We start from the raw sequence: 13385 nt of genomic DNA on the forward strand, positions 1-13385 counted from the left end.
CAGCAGCAGGCGATCGTCGCCGGCACTCAGAAACGCAGGCGCACGAATACCGTGGGGCCGTTCATGCGCAAGGCCAGGTCATCGCTGTAGTAGTGATGCTGCTGATCGATCTTGATCCGGGTGTAGTCGTACTCAGCACCGAATCCGATGTTCTGCCAGGGAAACCATTCCACGCCTGCCGCCGCATCCCAGATATGACCGCCCAGGTGGCTGCCGTTCTTTTTCACGCCGGATGCATTCACATACATGCGCAGGTTATTGGTGAAGGCGTGACGCCAGCCCAGTTGCAATTCCGGCGCCCAGGCACTGTCGGTGGTATAGGTGGACGCGTTGCCGATGATTTGGCCGTTGAGGCTGGCCTCGCCGCTGATGCCCGCATGCACGCGGTAATAGGCCGCGCCCACGCCGATGCCGAATACGTCGCTCTGGTGCCCGAACCACCATTTGTAGGCAGCGCTGCCGAAGTCGAAATTGACCCTGCCCGTGGCGCTCGCCGCGGCATCATAAGTGTTGCCGTCGAAATAGATCGACGTGCCTAGCGTCTTGGTGCGCGACTGGTCGATTTGATAGTAGTCGAAGGAAAAACCCTGGCTTGTCCCCAGCAGAAAATCGAAGCGCACTCGCGGCACGACTTGGTGCGAGGGAAAACCCAGATCGTGCTGCAGATTGAGATGGCCACTGACGTCGTAGCGATTCAGTCCCGCCCCCAGCGTCGTGCTGGTATCGGCGTAATAGGCACCGAGCCAGATACTGAAGCGATCGAGCGCCGGCGAGAGCGTATCGTCCGTGCTTTGTGCAAACACGGGACTGCTGGCCAGGGCCAGCGCCGCAAAGAGCAGTCGGCGGCAACGGGGGCGGCAAAAAGGGGTGCTGCGCATGTGCAATCTCCATGACTTAGGCAAAGGCATGCCCGGAACGAATCAATGCGTTCCTCGAATACTCAGGAATCCCCCTCAATCGATACTAGAGATCAGCAATGTGCACAGTGCGTGCATATCGCGATAGATTTTTGCAGCCATGCACGCAAAGCCGCAGAACGCGGCATGCGATTCAGCGATGTGCACGCGCGCCCACATGCCATCGACATCGCCTGCACGAAATGCGCAAGCCACGCCGTGCAGCAACCGATCAATACGTCATCGGCATGCGCACGGTTACCGTGGCATCGGGTGTATCGCGCGTAACACCCACGCCCAGCGTGAAATTCAAGGTGCGCTTTTCGTTGAAACGATATGAACCGCCGATCAGCAGCGAACCCAGCCACACTTTGGTCGAGCCCGGCAGCTTCTGGCCGCTCTCATAGGTGGTGCCGATAAAGGTCTGGTCGTAGCCGATGCTGAGCGAGGCCTTGTCGTTGAGTGCCATGCCCATGCCGATGCTCATATCCGCTTCGTTGCCCATCTTCACCGTGCCCAGGTATTGCGTACCGGCCAGCAGGATATGTTCGTAAACGTCGTGGCGTTCGACGTTGTAGAGATAACTGAGGTTGCCGAAGAACACCACCGGATCGGATGGGAACAGCCAGGTCACACCCGGCTGCAAGGTATAGAACCCGGTGCCTGTAGGTTGCCGCAGCGGCAGGCCGGTGCCGGTAAGGTTCTGCACGCAGCGGGTGACGCAATCTGTGGTGACCTCGAACGGATCGGTGCCGGTGCGGGATTTGAAGCGGAACCAGCCGATGTAATACGCGCTGTCGGCGCCGCCGTTATTGATTTGATAGCGGGCCGTCGCCTCGATATCGCCCAGGCCGCGGCCGCTGGAGCTGAAGACATTGTCTTCGGCCGAGCCGGTGAGCACGGCGCGGCTGACCGTGTCGTTGCGCGTATCGACGTACGGCACGCGTACTTCCAGCTCCAGACGGTTGGTGAGCCCGTAGCGCGCGGTGAGGATGGCGGTCTGCGTCGTATCGCGTACCTGGCGCACATCGATCAGGCCGATCAGGATCGCGGGAATGATGGTGTAGCCGACCAGCGCCACACGGTCGGCGGTGGAATAACCAAACTGATAGGCCGGCTCGATGACCAGCTTGTGTCGCGGCGTCAGCACGCCCGGCTGCTGGAAGATCGGCGCCACTTCCGGCGGGCGCGAATTCTGTGGCGGCGCCTGCCCCACCGGCCCAGACGGCGCCGCGGCGGTTGTCTGCTGGTCGGGCGCCAGCTCTGCCGAAGGCATCGGCAATGCGGTGGCCATGCTGCCGCCGGCGGCAATATTGCCGCCGCGCGTGCGCGCCAGTTCATCCATGCCCACCGCATGGCGCAGCGCTTTGTAATCGGCTTCCTGCTGCGCCAGCTGATGCTGCAAGGCATCGATCTGCGCACGCATGGTCTCGATCCGCACGCCCTGCTCCGTCAGCCGCTGGCGGATGGCCGGCGACGACGCCTCCGCCGTGGTGGACGAGGCGGCAGGCGCGTCTTGCGCGACCGCCACGCCGCCGCCAAGCATGCAGCACGCACAAGCTGCCGCATACGCGGCCGCCCGGACTGTGCGCTCCCTTTCGAACAACCCTTCCTGCTTGTTCATGGCAGCTCCTCGGCAAAGCAATTCCTTCAGCGCATCAATGTCCCAATGCCTGCACTTGCGCTGCCTGCAAGGCCTGTTGCATGGCCTGGTCACGGAACGCGTTAAGCGTGTTCACCGCGACGTTCAGCGTGGTGAGATTGCGGATCGTCTGGTTGTTCAGCGTGTTCTGGATCACCGTGGTCGCCGTGGCATTGCCCATGGTGGAGGGATCGAAGCTGTTGCCCGGGCCGTTTTGCACGTTCACCGTGCTCAGCGCCGAGGCCAACGCTGCCGCCTGCTGCGTCGTGACATGCGCCAGGTCGGGAATGTTCACGCTGGTATAGGTCACCAGGTTGCCGTCGATGTACACGGCGCGCTCGATGCCGAGCGAGGCCTCCAGGCCTTCGCCCAGATCGAAACCGCCACGCACCGTCGCCAGGCGTTCGTTCGAAACCGGCAGGCCAAAACCGGCCACGCGCTGCACCGGCGATTGGGCGTGCGCCGCGGCCAGGCAGCCCTGCAATACCAGGCAGCCGAACACCGCCATGCGGGCGCGCAGCGACCTCATATGTCACCCGGCCCGTATTTGGACATGGTGATGGTGTCCAGGCCGCGGCGATCGATGCCCACGCCCAGCGGCGCGATCGGTGCGCTGCGCCAATCGCTGTCGCTGTTGAAGTGCGCGAATTCGCGCCGGTTGTGGATGACGAACAACAGCCCGTTCTTCCACAACTGGTCGAAGCGGTTCAACGGTATGGCACGCGTGCCGCGCGCCGGATCGCCGACCAGCACGCGGCCATAGCGCACACCCTTGATCACCACGAAGTGGTGGTAGCCACGGTCCTCGATCAGCGCAATCGCCGGCAAGCCGGCATTCTGCAGTTGGTCCAGCGTGGCATGAAAACCGTCGGCATCGAAGCCAATGCTGGCCAGGTATTGCTTGATGTCCAGCAGCGAAAAGCCTTCCTTGTTGATCTTGCCGCGATCGCCATGCGTATACATCTGTTCGAACACGACCTGCTCATTGACCGGATAGTCGTACTGGTAGGTCAGCAAGGTGGCGACAGCGGCCGAGCCGCAGCTGAAATCGTATTTCTGATGAATGGTGTTGCGGTACTTCACTTCCTTCAGCGTGGCGATGCGCAGGATATAGGTCTGCCCCGCGTTGTCATTCAGCGCCATGGTGGCCGCACGCACACTGCCGGGCGCCGCACTCGCCAGTACCAGCAAAATCAGCGCCGGCAGCATCCGCTTCATGGCTTCATCTGCACGTTCACGACGACGCCGTTCTGGATCAGCACATTGTTGCCGCTGTTCTGGATCACCGAAGGCAGGCCCGAGGCACCGGCAAATGCACCGCCGGCAATCGCATTACTGCCGGTCGCCACCTGCGAGGCAGAGTTTCCGGTCACCGTTCCGCTGAGATTGGCGTTAGCCTGCTGCATCGAGCTGCCGCCGCTGTAAGTACCCAGCGCGCTCGCGCTCACTGCCGGTCCGAAACCGGCGACGACGGGCGGCGATGAAGCGTTGTTGACCGGTTGCGCCGGAGCATTTCCGTCGGGCCGATCGGCGGCAACGGCGTTTCCTGCCATTCCGGCGATACAGCACAGCAATCCCATTACCCAAGACTTTGCAAGCGACATGGCACGACTCCGCTCGTGTGCGGCGTGACGGCTGCAACATTCGCCGGCCGATTGCACGCGATCGGCCGGCGTTCCCGAAATGGCGATGAAGCGTTTCACGCCGCTTCATCGCCTTGGGGTCAGATGCTGCTCAATGCCCGCCGACGCTCAGGTTGGCCTGCACCGTTACGCCCTGCTGAATCAGGCTGGCGGCGCCGCTGTTCTGCGCAATCGTGGTAATGCCGGCCGCAGCCGCAGCTGCGCTATCCATGGTGTTGGACATGTCAAAGGCGCCGGTCGTGGCATAGCTGGTGCCACCGGCACCGCCATTGCCAGCGGCTCCGCCCATCCCTGCGCCGCCAGTGCCCGCACCGCCATCACCGCCGTTGCCACCGGCCGCGGTTGCTGCGCCGCTGCTGCCGCCCGTGGAGGTCGATGCGCCACTGGTCGAAGAAGCCGCACCGCCGGTGCCGCCGCTGGCTGCGAAGCTTGGCGTCGTGGATGCGGCACCTGCGCTGTTATCGCCTGAACCGTTCGCGTGCGAAGTCGCGCCGCCCGAACTGCCACCGGTGGAACCGCCGCTGGCCGCACTCAAGGCACCTACATAGCCGCTTGAGCTGTCGGAGGAGCCGCCGCTGGCCGTCTTGCCGCTGCCGCGGCCGCCGTCGCCCGCGGAGCCACCGTTGCCCGCGCCACCCGGTCCGTTACCGCCGTTGCCGCCATGGCCACCGGCTGCGCCACCATTGTTGGTCGCAACATTGCCCAGACCGTAGACGGTCACGCCACTTACGTAGCCATTGAGGTTGGTCGAAGCGATCGCTTCGCTGGTGTTGAAGGCGTCATTGACGGTGGAGCTGGCCGCTCCGCCGTTATTGGCTGCCGCTGAGCCCATCGCGTTGGTGTCGACGTCGCCGCTGTTGCTGCGGTCGTCGCCGGATGGATTGTTGGTGCTGGAATTGTTGTTCTGGTTGGAGTTGTTGTTGTTGCTGTGGTGATTGGAGTTGTTTTGCGCCATGGCCGGGAGTGCAAGTCCAAGGCCAAGCAGCATCGCGGTCAAAAGAAGAGTCTTGCGCATGTCGTTTCCTCCCGGAACAGACGCGGTTAACCCCCTGCTTTTTTCCTCTTGAAGCAAGGAAATAGGGCAAACAGCGTGCCATTCGGGAAGATCTGCGGCGGCGTCCCAAGGCAACCAGCAAAATCAGTGCATTACGCGAGAGGCGCTACCGCACGAAAAATAACAACAATGTTGGGAAGTGGCGCATTTGCGTAACAGCAAGCAGACGCGAGCCGGATCCGCCTCGGCAGGCTTGCTGCATGGGGGCGCCGCAAAACAGCAAGTTAGGCCATACGCCGTACGCCATGCGGCATGTATCAGCGGCGCAACAAGCGCACTCCATTTATGGCACGCTCATTTGTATCGGTGGCGTGCAGTAGGCGTTAAAAAAGGGGCCAAAGGCCCCTTTTTCATGCACTGCCGAAAATGCTCAGCGCTTTTCGATCGGCACGTAAGTGCGATCTTCCGGACCGGTGTAATTGGCGCTCGGGCGGATGATCTTGCCGTCCTCGCGCTGCTCGATCACATGCGCGCTCCAGCCGGAGGTGCGGGCAATCACGAACAGCGGCGTAAACATCGCCGTGGGCACGCCCATCATGTGATAGGCGCTGGCCGAGAACCAGTCGAGGTTCGGGAACATCTTCTTCAGCTCCCACATCAGCTTCTCGATGCGTTCGGAAACATCGAACAACACCGGGTTGCCGCCATCCGTGCACAGCTTGCGCGAAACTTCCTTGATGATCTCGTTACGCGGATCGGAAACGGTATACACCGGATGGCCGAAGCCGATAATGATTTCCTTACGCTCCACGCGCGCACGGATATCGGCCTCCGCATCGGCGGCATTGCGGTAGCGGGCGATGATCTCCATTGCCACTTCGTTGGCGCCGCCATGCTTGGGGCCGCGCAACGCGCCGATCGCGCCGGTGATGGCCGAATACATGTCCGAACCGGTGCCGGCGATCACGCGCGCCGTAAAGGTCGAGGCATTGAATTCGTGCTCGGCGTACAGGATCAGCGACTTGTCCAGCGAATGCGCGCACAGTTCGCTCGCCTTCTTGCCGTGCAGCAGGTGCAGGAAGTGCGCGGCGATCGAATCGTCGTCCGTCTCGGTTTCGATGCGCTTGCCGTTATGGCTGAAGTGGTACCAGTACAACAGCATCGAGCCGAAGCTGGCCATCAGGCGATCGGCGATATCGCGTGCGCCGGTCTGGTTGTGATCGTCTTTCTCCGGCAGAACCGTACCGAGCACCGAGCAGCCGGTGCGCATCACGTCCATCGGATGGGTGGCGGCCGGCAGCAATTCCAGCGCGTTCTTCACCGGCGCCGGCAACCCGCGCAGGCGCTTGAGCTTGGCCTTGTAGGCGTTGAGCTCGGCCCAGTTCGGCAGCACGCCGTGTACCAGCAGATAGGCCACTTCCTCGAAACAGCCCTTGGCTGCCAGGTCATGGATGTCGAAGCCGCGGTAATGCAGGTCATTGCCGCTGCGGCCTACCGTGCACAGCGCGGTATTGCCCGCGGCCACGCCGGACAGGGCCACGGATTTCTTCGGCTTCGGGGCGGTGGATTGCTCGCTCATCGGATCATGCTCCAGGTGCAGTACTGAAACTCAAGGCTGCGCAGGGTGCCACAGCCGGATTGGGGCCGTGTTTATTTTTTGCTGGCGAACAGCTGGTCGAGCTTGTCCTCGTACCGGTGATAACCGAGGTAGTCGTACAGCTCTTCGCGCGTCTGCAAGGTATCGATGATGTTTTTCTGCGTGCCTTCGCGACGCACGGTTTCGTAGAAATGCAGCGCCGCCTTGTTCATCGCGCGATATGCGCCGCAGCAATACAGGGCGATGTCGACATTGGCGCTGCGCAACTCGTCGGTGGTGAAGAACGGCGTGGAACCGAATTCGGTAAGGTTGGCCAGAATCGGCACCTTTACCGCCGCCTTGAAACGGCGATAGTCGTCCAGCGTCTTCATCGCTTCCGGAAAGATCATGTCCGCACCCGCTTCCACGTAGGCGCAGGCACGGTCGATGGCGGCATCGATGCCTTCGGCTGCAGCCGCATCGGTGCGCGCCATGATCACGAAGCCGGCGTCGGTGCGCGCATCCACTGCGGCTTTCACGCGATCGACCATCTCGTCCTTCGGCACCACTTCCTTGCCGGGGCGGTGGCCGCAGCGCTTCTGCCCGACCTGATCCTCGATATGCACCGCGGCCACGCCGACGTTAATGAAGGACCGAATCGTGCGCGCGATATTGAATGCTCCGCCCCAGCCGGTATCGATATCGACCAGCAGCGGCATCTGCGTGGCATCCACGATGCGGCGCGCATCGGTGAGCACATCTTCCATCGTGCTGATGCCCAGATCCGGCATGCCCAGCGAATTGGCCGCCACGCCGCCACCGGAGAGATACAGCGCCTTGTAGCCGACGCGCTTGGCCATCAGACCGGCGTAGGCGGTGATGGCGCCGATCACCTGCAGCGGAGTTTCCGCAGCGAGCGCAGCGCGGAAGCGGCTGCCGGCAGAGTTGAGCTGGGTCATCTTGATTCTCCGAAACGACGAATTGTAAGTGATGCGGCGAACGGGCCATGTCGCGACGCAGCGGCCGCCGGCCGATCGCCTTGACCTGCATGCCGCACGCAGCGCCGCCGCGTCTCCGTGCATGGCGTGTGGAACACATGCCGTGCGGCTGCGGTATGCGGCGAACCATCTGCGCCGCCGTGGCCGGCCGGTCTGGCCGAGGCATGGCATACCGTTTTGAAGGTGACCACGGAGACAGCCTGGGGGATCCGGGGCGCCACTCTGTCACGCCGAAATATATTGATCAATCTTGATTGACAGGATCAATATGTTGGCCATGCGCGCCGACTATCTCTCTGCCCAGGAAGCTGCGACGCGGCTTGGCGTCAGCCTTGCCACGCTGTACGCCTATGTAAGCCGTGGCCGAGTCGATTCGCGCCCTGGCGCCGATGGCCGCAGCCGCGAATACAGCACCGGCGACATCGAACGCCTGATCGAGCGGCGCCAGGCCGGACGCGGTGCCGCGCAGGCCGCCGCGCACAGTCTGGCCTGGGGCCTGCCGGTGCTGGAAACCAGGATCTCGCTGATCCGGCCGCACGGCCACTACTACCGCGGGCAATCGGCGATCGCGCTGGCCAAATCCGGTGCCACGCTGGAGCAAGTCGCGCAACTGTTATGGGACTGCGGCGAACACGATCCCTTTGCCCATGCACCTTCGCGCCGCTGGCCGGACGCCGTACCGGCGCTGCTACGCCAGCGCCAGCTGCCGCCCTTGACGCGTCTTGCCGCGGCGCTGCCCTTGCTCGCACTCGAAGCTACGCATGCACATAGCAGCGATCCGCTGCATCGTCGCAATTACGCGGCGCAACTGCTACGGGAAACCGCGGCGCTGCTGTGCGGCGCGCGTCCGGACAAGCGCGCCATCCATTCGCTGCTGAGTGCAAGTTTGCATACGCAGGATGCCGGCATGAGCGAACTCGTGCGTATCGCGCTGGTGCTTTGCGCCGATCACGAACTCAACGCATCCGCCTTTGCCACGCGCGTGGCGGCATCGACTGGAGCGAGCTTGCATGAAGCGGCCTGCGCTGGTCTGGCAACGTTGTCCGGACCTCAGCATGGTGGCGCCACCGCGCGTGCTTATGCCTTTATCCAGGACATGCTCGAAGAGCGACAGCCGGCCAACAAAGTGCGTGAGCGCCTGCAACGCGGCGATCGCGTGCCGGGCCTGGGGCATCCGCTTTATCCGCAAGGCGATCCGCGTGCGGCGCTGTTGCTGGATGCCTTGCGCGATGCGCGGCCGCAGCCAGTTGCGCTTGCACGCATTCAACAGCTCGCCGAGGTCACGCAAGCCTTGTGCGGATTGCGGCCGAACCTGGATTTTGCGCTGGCGGCGATTGCGTGTGCGTATGCGTTTGATGCGGATGGTGCGATGGCGATCTTTGCGGCGGGGCGCATGGCCGGGTGGTTGGCGCATGCGTTGGAGCAGCAGGAAGGTGGGAGTTTGATACGGCCGCGGGCGGATTATGTGGGGAAGATGCCAGGGCGCGAGGAGTGAGGTGGCCACATTTTTTGCGGGCAAACTCGCAAGGAATGCGTGCGAGTCGCGGCGTCTCTTTGGCAGATGCGCAAAAAGCACTCGCTTATGGACAATCCTGTTTCATGACGTGGGGATTGTGAGGACCGTCCATGGACTTCACCCCTCTGCGCTGCGAGGCCAGCCCGCGGCTGTCCTAGTTCGTTCCTGACGAATTTGTCGAACCGTTAGGGCTCTCATCGGGTCTCTCCGCCAGATACGCAAAAAGCGCCCATTGGGCGCTTTTTGCGTATCTGGCGGAGAGAGAGGGATTCGAACCCTCGATAAGGCTTTTGACCCTATACTCCCTTAGCAGGGGAGCCCCTTCGGCCTCTCGGGCATCTCTCCGTGTTTTGTGTCCGTGGGGTCACGGAGCCGGCAAGGATACCGGCCTAAGCCTTCAAGGTAAAGAGCCGATTACTGCGCGCCGGGGCTGCCCGAGGAGCCGCCTTCGTTTTCGTTCTCGCCCTTGATGCGCTGGTAGATTTCTTCGCGGTGTACGGCCACGTTCTTCGGCGCGTTGATACCGATGCGAACCTGGTTGCCTTTCACGCCGAGAACGGTAACGGTCACCTCGTCGCCGATCATCAGGGTTTCACCGACCCTACGGGTCAGAATCAACATAGCTGGTACTCCATTTAATGCTTGTGGTCACAGGCCGTCTGCATGCTGTTGCCTCACCCCTGAGCACAGTCAACATACAGTTCTGACGTTCTCGTCCGTCAAAGGCCTCACCGCCTTCCCCGGCTCCAAAAATCAAGTTGCCTCGAAAGACAGCTTGCCTTCACGGTGCTGTTCGCAACCGGTAGCACCGTAATCTGACCGATACTAGCTGAGCGTCCGCACACTGTGCAATTTACACACAATCTTTACACGGGGTCCATACGCGGTGCGTCAACCCGCGAGCTGTTTTCCGACCCAGTCGACTGTACTCGTCAAAATGTCTGGCAATTGTGGTTTATCCAGGCCACCGCCCTGCGCCATGTCCGGACGGCCGCCGCCCTTGCCTTCAATTTGGCCGGCTACATGCGCCACGATTTCGCCTGCCTTGATGCGTCCGGCGGCCTTGCCGTGTACACCAGCCACCAGCGAAACACGGCCGTCCGCAGCACCGGCCAGCAGCACCACGCAATCCGCAAGTTGTTGCTTGAGCTGATCCATGCCGTCGCGCAAAGCCTTGGCATCCAGGCCTTCCAGGCGCGCGGCCACTACCTTGATACCGCCGATATCGGTGGCCGAGCTGGCCAGGTCGCCGGTCATGGAGCCGGCCGCCTTGGCGCGCATGGATTCCAATTCGCGTTCAAGTTTCTTCTGGCGGTCGAGCAGCTGGCGCAGTTTTTCGGTGACGTCGTCGCCGCTGCTGGACAGCAGTTGCGACAGTTCGCCGAGCCGGCGTTCTTCTTCGGCAACATAGGCGAGCGCACCCGCGCCGGTCACCGCTTCGATACGGCGCACGCCGGAGGCTACGCCGGCTTCGCTGACGATCTTGAACAAGCCGATGTCGCCGGTGCGGCTGACATGCGTACCGCCACACAATTCGGTGGAAAAATCGCCCATTTTCAGCACGCGCACTTCGTCGCCGTATTTTTCACCGAACAGGGCCATGGCGCCGAACGCGATGGCGTCGTCGTAGGCCATCTGGTGCACTTGTGCTTCGTCATTGCGACGCACTTCGGCATTCACCATCGCTTCGATCCGTGCGAGTTCTTCGCGACTGACCGGCTTGAAATGCGAGAAGTCGAAACGCAAGCGATCCGGCGCCACCAGCGATCCCTTCTGCGTGACATGCGTACCGAGCACATCGCGCAGGGCCGCGTGCAACAAGTGCGTGGCGGAGTGATTGAGCACGGTCGACTGACGGCGCACCGTGTCGACCGAAGCATCGACCACGTCGCCAGTGCGCAACGGTTGCGCACCTTGCCAACGACCGGCATGACCAAAAAACACGCCGCCCATCTTGAGCGTGTCATCGACTTCGAACGAACCGGCGGCATTCGACAAGCTGCCGGTATCGCCCACCTGGCCGCCGGACTCGGCGTAGAACGGCGTGCGATCGAGAATCACCAAGGCCTCGTCGCCGGCGGCAAGCTGATCGATCTGCTTGCCTGCGCGCACGATGCCCACCACTTTGCTGCCGTGGCTGGACAGGGTTTCATAGCCTAGGAAGGTAGTTGGCGCGAGCTGGCTGGCAAGCTCAGCCGGCATCAACCCTTTCGCCTGAAAATTGCTGCCTTTGCGGCCACGATCGCGCTGCTCTTCCATGGCGCGATCGAAACCTTCCATGTCCACCGCCAGGCCACGCTCGCGCGCGATATCGGCGGTAAGGTCGACCGGGAACCCATAGGTGTCGTACAGGCGGAACGCGTCTTCGCCCGGAATGGTTTTACCTGACTTGGCAGCTACTTCGTCGAACACGCGCATGCCGTGTTCCAGCGTTTCGCCGAAACGCTGTTCTTCGGTGCGCAGCGCCTCTTCCACGAAAGACTGCTTCGCGGCCAGTTCCGGATATGCCGCGCCCATTTCCTCGACCAGCGGCTGCACCATCTTCCAGAAAAAATCGCCGCGCACGCCGAGCATCCAGCCATGGCGCAGGGCGCGGCGGATGATTCGGCGCAGTACGTAGCCGCGGCCTTCGTTCGAGGGCAGCACACCGTCGACGATCAGGAAGGAGCAGGCGCGAATATGGTCGGCGATCACGCGCAGCGACTTGTTGGCCAGATCCTGGGTGCGGGTGAGTTCGCCGGCCACCTTGATCAGGTGCTGGAATAGATCGATCTCATAGTTGGAATGCACGTGCTGCAGCACGGCGGCCAGGCGCTCCAGGCCCATGCCGGTGTCCACGCACGGTGCCGGCAGCGGCGACAGCGTGCCGTCGGGCGCGCGGTCGAACTGCATGAACACCAGGTTCCAGATTTCGATGTAGCGGTCGCCATCTTCATCGGGCGAACCGGGCGGACCGCCGGCAATGTCCGCACCGTGGTCGTAGAAGATTTCCGTGCACGGACCGCAGGGACCGGTGTCGGCCATCTGCCAGAAATTGTCCGACGCATACGGTGCGCCCTTGTTGTCGCCGATGCGCACGATCCGCTCGGCCGGAACGCCCATCTCCTTGTTCCAGATGCCGTACGCCTCGTCATCGGTGTGATAGACGGTCACCCACAGCTTTTCCGCCGGCAGCTGGAATACGCCGGTCAACAGCTCCCAGGCGTAGCGGATCGCATCGCGCTTGAAGTAGTCCCCGAACGACCAGTTGCCCAGCATTTCGAAAAAGGTGTGGTGGCGCGCGGTGTAGCCGACCGAGTCCAGGTCGTTGTGCTTGCCGCCGGCGCGCAGGCAGCGCTGTACGTCAGCGGCGCGCACGTACGGCAGTTTTTCGCTGCCGAGGAACACGTTCTTGAACTGCACCATGCCCGAGTTGGTGAACAGCAAGGTCGGATCGCTGGCCGGCACCAGCGAACTGGACGGCACGATGGTGTGGTCCTTGCTGCGGAAATAGTCGAGAAAAGCGGAGCGGATATCGGCGGTTTTCATGAGATCGGGGGCGAAGGAGCAAAAGGGGGTATGCAGCGCCGACGCCGCGACCGGCCCATCCGTCCTTCCTGGATCATGGACCTCAAAGGGTTTCGTCGGCAGCGTCGTCCACGTCGGCGTGGGTGACATCCCGTACTGTGGCGGCGGGAAAGCCGCGGCGCAAGAGGAACTGCGCCCGGCGGGCGCGTTCGGCGGGATCGGGCGCGCCCTTGCCGCCGTAGCGGCGGCGCAATTGGGCGGCCGCGGCCGCGGCCCAGTCGACGTCGATGGCGTCCAGCAGGCTGCGGATCCGCGCATCCGACAGGCCGTGGCTCTTCAGCTCGGCGCGCAGGCGCATGGGGCCGTAGCCCTGGGCGGTGCGGCTGCGGATCAGTACGTCGGCGAAGCGATCATCGTCCTGGTAGTGCTGTTCGCCAAGGCGATCGAGCGCCTCGCCGGCCTCCTCGCCCGCATAGCCGCTGCGATCCAGCTTCTGCCGCAATTCGCGGCGCGAATGCTCGCGGCGCGCAAGCATGCCCAGCGCCTTGTTGTAGGCACTGGGCTTGGGCTTTTCCGGGTTGTCGCCGGGTTTGCGTTTCATGGGGTGCTATGC

Annotated in this window: 12 protein-coding genes and 1 tRNA gene; 1 reads left to right on the forward strand and 12 read right to left on the reverse strand. The window is 62.8% G+C overall.

What is annotated here, in order from left to right; genetic code table 11:
• Window positions 1–26 precede the first annotated feature (26 nt).
• The 8 genes from IGX34_RS05000 to prpB all read right to left on the reverse strand — a co-directional run bounded on the left by IGX34_RS05000 (window position 27) and on the right by prpB (window position 7710).
• Window positions 27–878: an autotransporter outer membrane beta-barrel domain-containing protein gene (locus IGX34_RS05000; RefSeq protein ID WP_225737242.1), complete on the reverse strand. Its 852-nt coding sequence runs from the start codon at window positions 876–878 to the stop codon at window positions 27–29.
• A gap of 250 nt (window positions 879–1128) precedes the next feature.
• Window positions 1129–2520 carry an acetate kinase gene (locus IGX34_RS05005; RefSeq protein ID WP_225737243.1) on the reverse strand — a complete coding sequence of 464 codons (1392 nt, stop codon included), beginning with the start codon at window positions 2518–2520 and terminating at the stop codon, window positions 1129–1131.
• Window positions 2521–2554: 34 nt separating this feature from the next.
• Window positions 2555–3067, reverse strand: coding sequence for a hypothetical protein (locus IGX34_RS05010; protein ID WP_192554601.1), 513 nt, complete (start codon window positions 3065–3067; stop codon window positions 2555–2557).
• Window positions 3064–3756: a C39 family peptidase gene (locus IGX34_RS05015; protein ID WP_192554602.1), complete on the reverse strand. Its 693-nt coding sequence runs from the start codon at window positions 3754–3756 to the stop codon at window positions 3064–3066. Before IGX34_RS05015 ends, IGX34_RS05010 begins: the two co-directional genes overlap by 4 nt.
• The gene (locus tag IGX34_RS22015) at window positions 3753–4241 is read right to left on the reverse strand and encodes a hypothetical protein (protein ID WP_225737244.1); all 489 of its coding nucleotides are present in this window, start codon (window positions 4239–4241) and stop codon (window positions 3753–3755) included. Before IGX34_RS22015 ends, IGX34_RS05015 begins: the two co-directional genes overlap by 4 nt.
• 31 nt (window positions 4242–4272) lie before the next feature.
• A complete protein-coding gene (locus tag IGX34_RS05025) occupies window positions 4273–5196 on the reverse strand; it encodes a hypothetical protein (RefSeq protein ID WP_192554603.1) in 924 nt (307 codons plus the stop codon).
• Window positions 5197–5605: 409 nt separating this feature from the next.
• Window positions 5606–6754 carry a bifunctional 2-methylcitrate synthase/citrate synthase gene (gene prpC / locus IGX34_RS05030; RefSeq protein WP_192554604.1) on the reverse strand — a complete coding sequence of 383 codons (1149 nt, stop codon included), beginning with the start codon at window positions 6752–6754 and terminating at the stop codon, window positions 5606–5608.
• A gap of 71 nt (window positions 6755–6825) precedes the next feature.
• Window positions 6826–7710 carry a methylisocitrate lyase gene (gene prpB, locus IGX34_RS05035; protein ID WP_192554605.1) on the reverse strand — a complete coding sequence of 295 codons (885 nt, stop codon included), beginning with the start codon at window positions 7708–7710 and terminating at the stop codon, window positions 6826–6828.
• A gap of 307 nt (window positions 7711–8017) precedes the next feature.
• Here prpB and IGX34_RS05040 point away from each other — a divergent pair, with 307 nt between their 5' ends.
• Window positions 8018–9244: a citrate synthase family protein gene (locus IGX34_RS05040; protein WP_192554606.1), complete on the forward strand. Its 1227-nt coding sequence runs from the start codon at window positions 8018–8020 to the stop codon at window positions 9242–9244.
• A 273-nt stretch (window positions 9245–9517) separates the two neighbouring features.
• Here the strand turns inward: IGX34_RS05040 and IGX34_RS05045 are convergent.
• The 4 genes from IGX34_RS05045 to IGX34_RS05060 all read right to left on the reverse strand — a co-directional run bounded on the left by IGX34_RS05045 (window position 9518) and on the right by IGX34_RS05060 (window position 13373).
• Window positions 9518–9610, reverse strand: a tRNA-Ser gene (locus IGX34_RS05045).
• A gap of 69 nt (window positions 9611–9679) precedes the next feature.
• On the reverse strand, window positions 9680–9886 hold the full coding sequence (csrA, locus tag IGX34_RS05050; protein ID WP_192554607.1) for a carbon storage regulator CsrA: 207 nt from the start codon (window positions 9884–9886) through the stop codon (window positions 9680–9682).
• A 270-nt stretch (window positions 9887–10156) separates the two neighbouring features.
• Window positions 10157–12793 (reverse strand): alanine--tRNA ligase, encoded by a 2637-nt coding sequence (gene alaS / locus IGX34_RS05055; RefSeq protein WP_192554608.1) that lies wholly within the window; start codon window positions 12791–12793, stop codon window positions 10157–10159.
• Between the two features lie 82 nt (window positions 12794–12875).
• Complete coding sequence (locus IGX34_RS05060; RefSeq protein ID WP_192554609.1) at window positions 12876–13373, reverse strand: regulatory protein RecX; 498 nt, start codon at window positions 13371–13373, stop codon at window positions 12876–12878.
• Window positions 13374–13385 lie beyond the last annotated feature (12 nt).

The sequence above is a fragment of the Dyella acidiphila genome (genome assembly GCF_014863405.1).
Classification (GTDB): Bacteria; Pseudomonadota; Gammaproteobacteria; order Xanthomonadales; family Rhodanobacteraceae; genus Dyella_B; species Dyella_B acidiphila.

Bases quoted from the DNA above. Each gene is read 5' to 3' on its own strand.
- IGX34_RS05000 (WP_225737242.1), bottom strand. From the start codon at position 878: ATGCGCAGCACCCCTTTTTGCCGCCCCCGTTGCCGCCGACTGCTCTTT.
- IGX34_RS05005 (WP_225737243.1), bottom strand. From the start codon at position 2,520: ATGAACAAGCAGGAAGGGTTGTTCGAAAGGGAGCGCACAGTCCGGGCG.
- IGX34_RS05010 (WP_192554601.1), bottom strand. From the start codon at position 3,067: ATGAGGTCGCTGCGCGCCCGCATGGCGGTGTTCGGCTGCCTGGTATTG.
- IGX34_RS05015 (WP_192554602.1), bottom strand. From the start codon at position 3,756: ATGAAGCGGATGCTGCCGGCGCTGATTTTGCTGGTACTGGCGAGTGCG.
- IGX34_RS05025 (WP_192554603.1), bottom strand. From the start codon at position 5,196: ATGCGCAAGACTCTTCTTTTGACCGCGATGCTGCTTGGCCTTGGACTT.
- prpC (WP_192554604.1), bottom strand. From the start codon at position 6,754: ATGAGCGAGCAATCCACCGCCCCGAAGCCGAAGAAATCCGTGGCCCTG.
- prpB (WP_192554605.1), bottom strand. From the start codon at position 7,710: ATGACCCAGCTCAACTCTGCCGGCAGCCGCTTCCGCGCTGCGCTCGCT.
- IGX34_RS05040 (WP_192554606.1), top strand. From the start codon at position 8,018: ATGTTGGCCATGCGCGCCGACTATCTCTCTGCCCAGGAAGCTGCGACG.
- csrA (WP_192554607.1), bottom strand. From the start codon at position 9,886: ATGTTGATTCTGACCCGTAGGGTCGGTGAAACCCTGATGATCGGCGAC.
- alaS (WP_192554608.1), bottom strand. From the start codon at position 12,793: ATGAAAACCGCCGATATCCGCTCCGCTTTTCTCGACTATTTCCGCAGC.
- IGX34_RS05060 (WP_192554609.1), bottom strand. From the start codon at position 13,373: ATGAAACGCAAACCCGGCGACAACCCGGAAAAGCCCAAGCCCAGTGCC.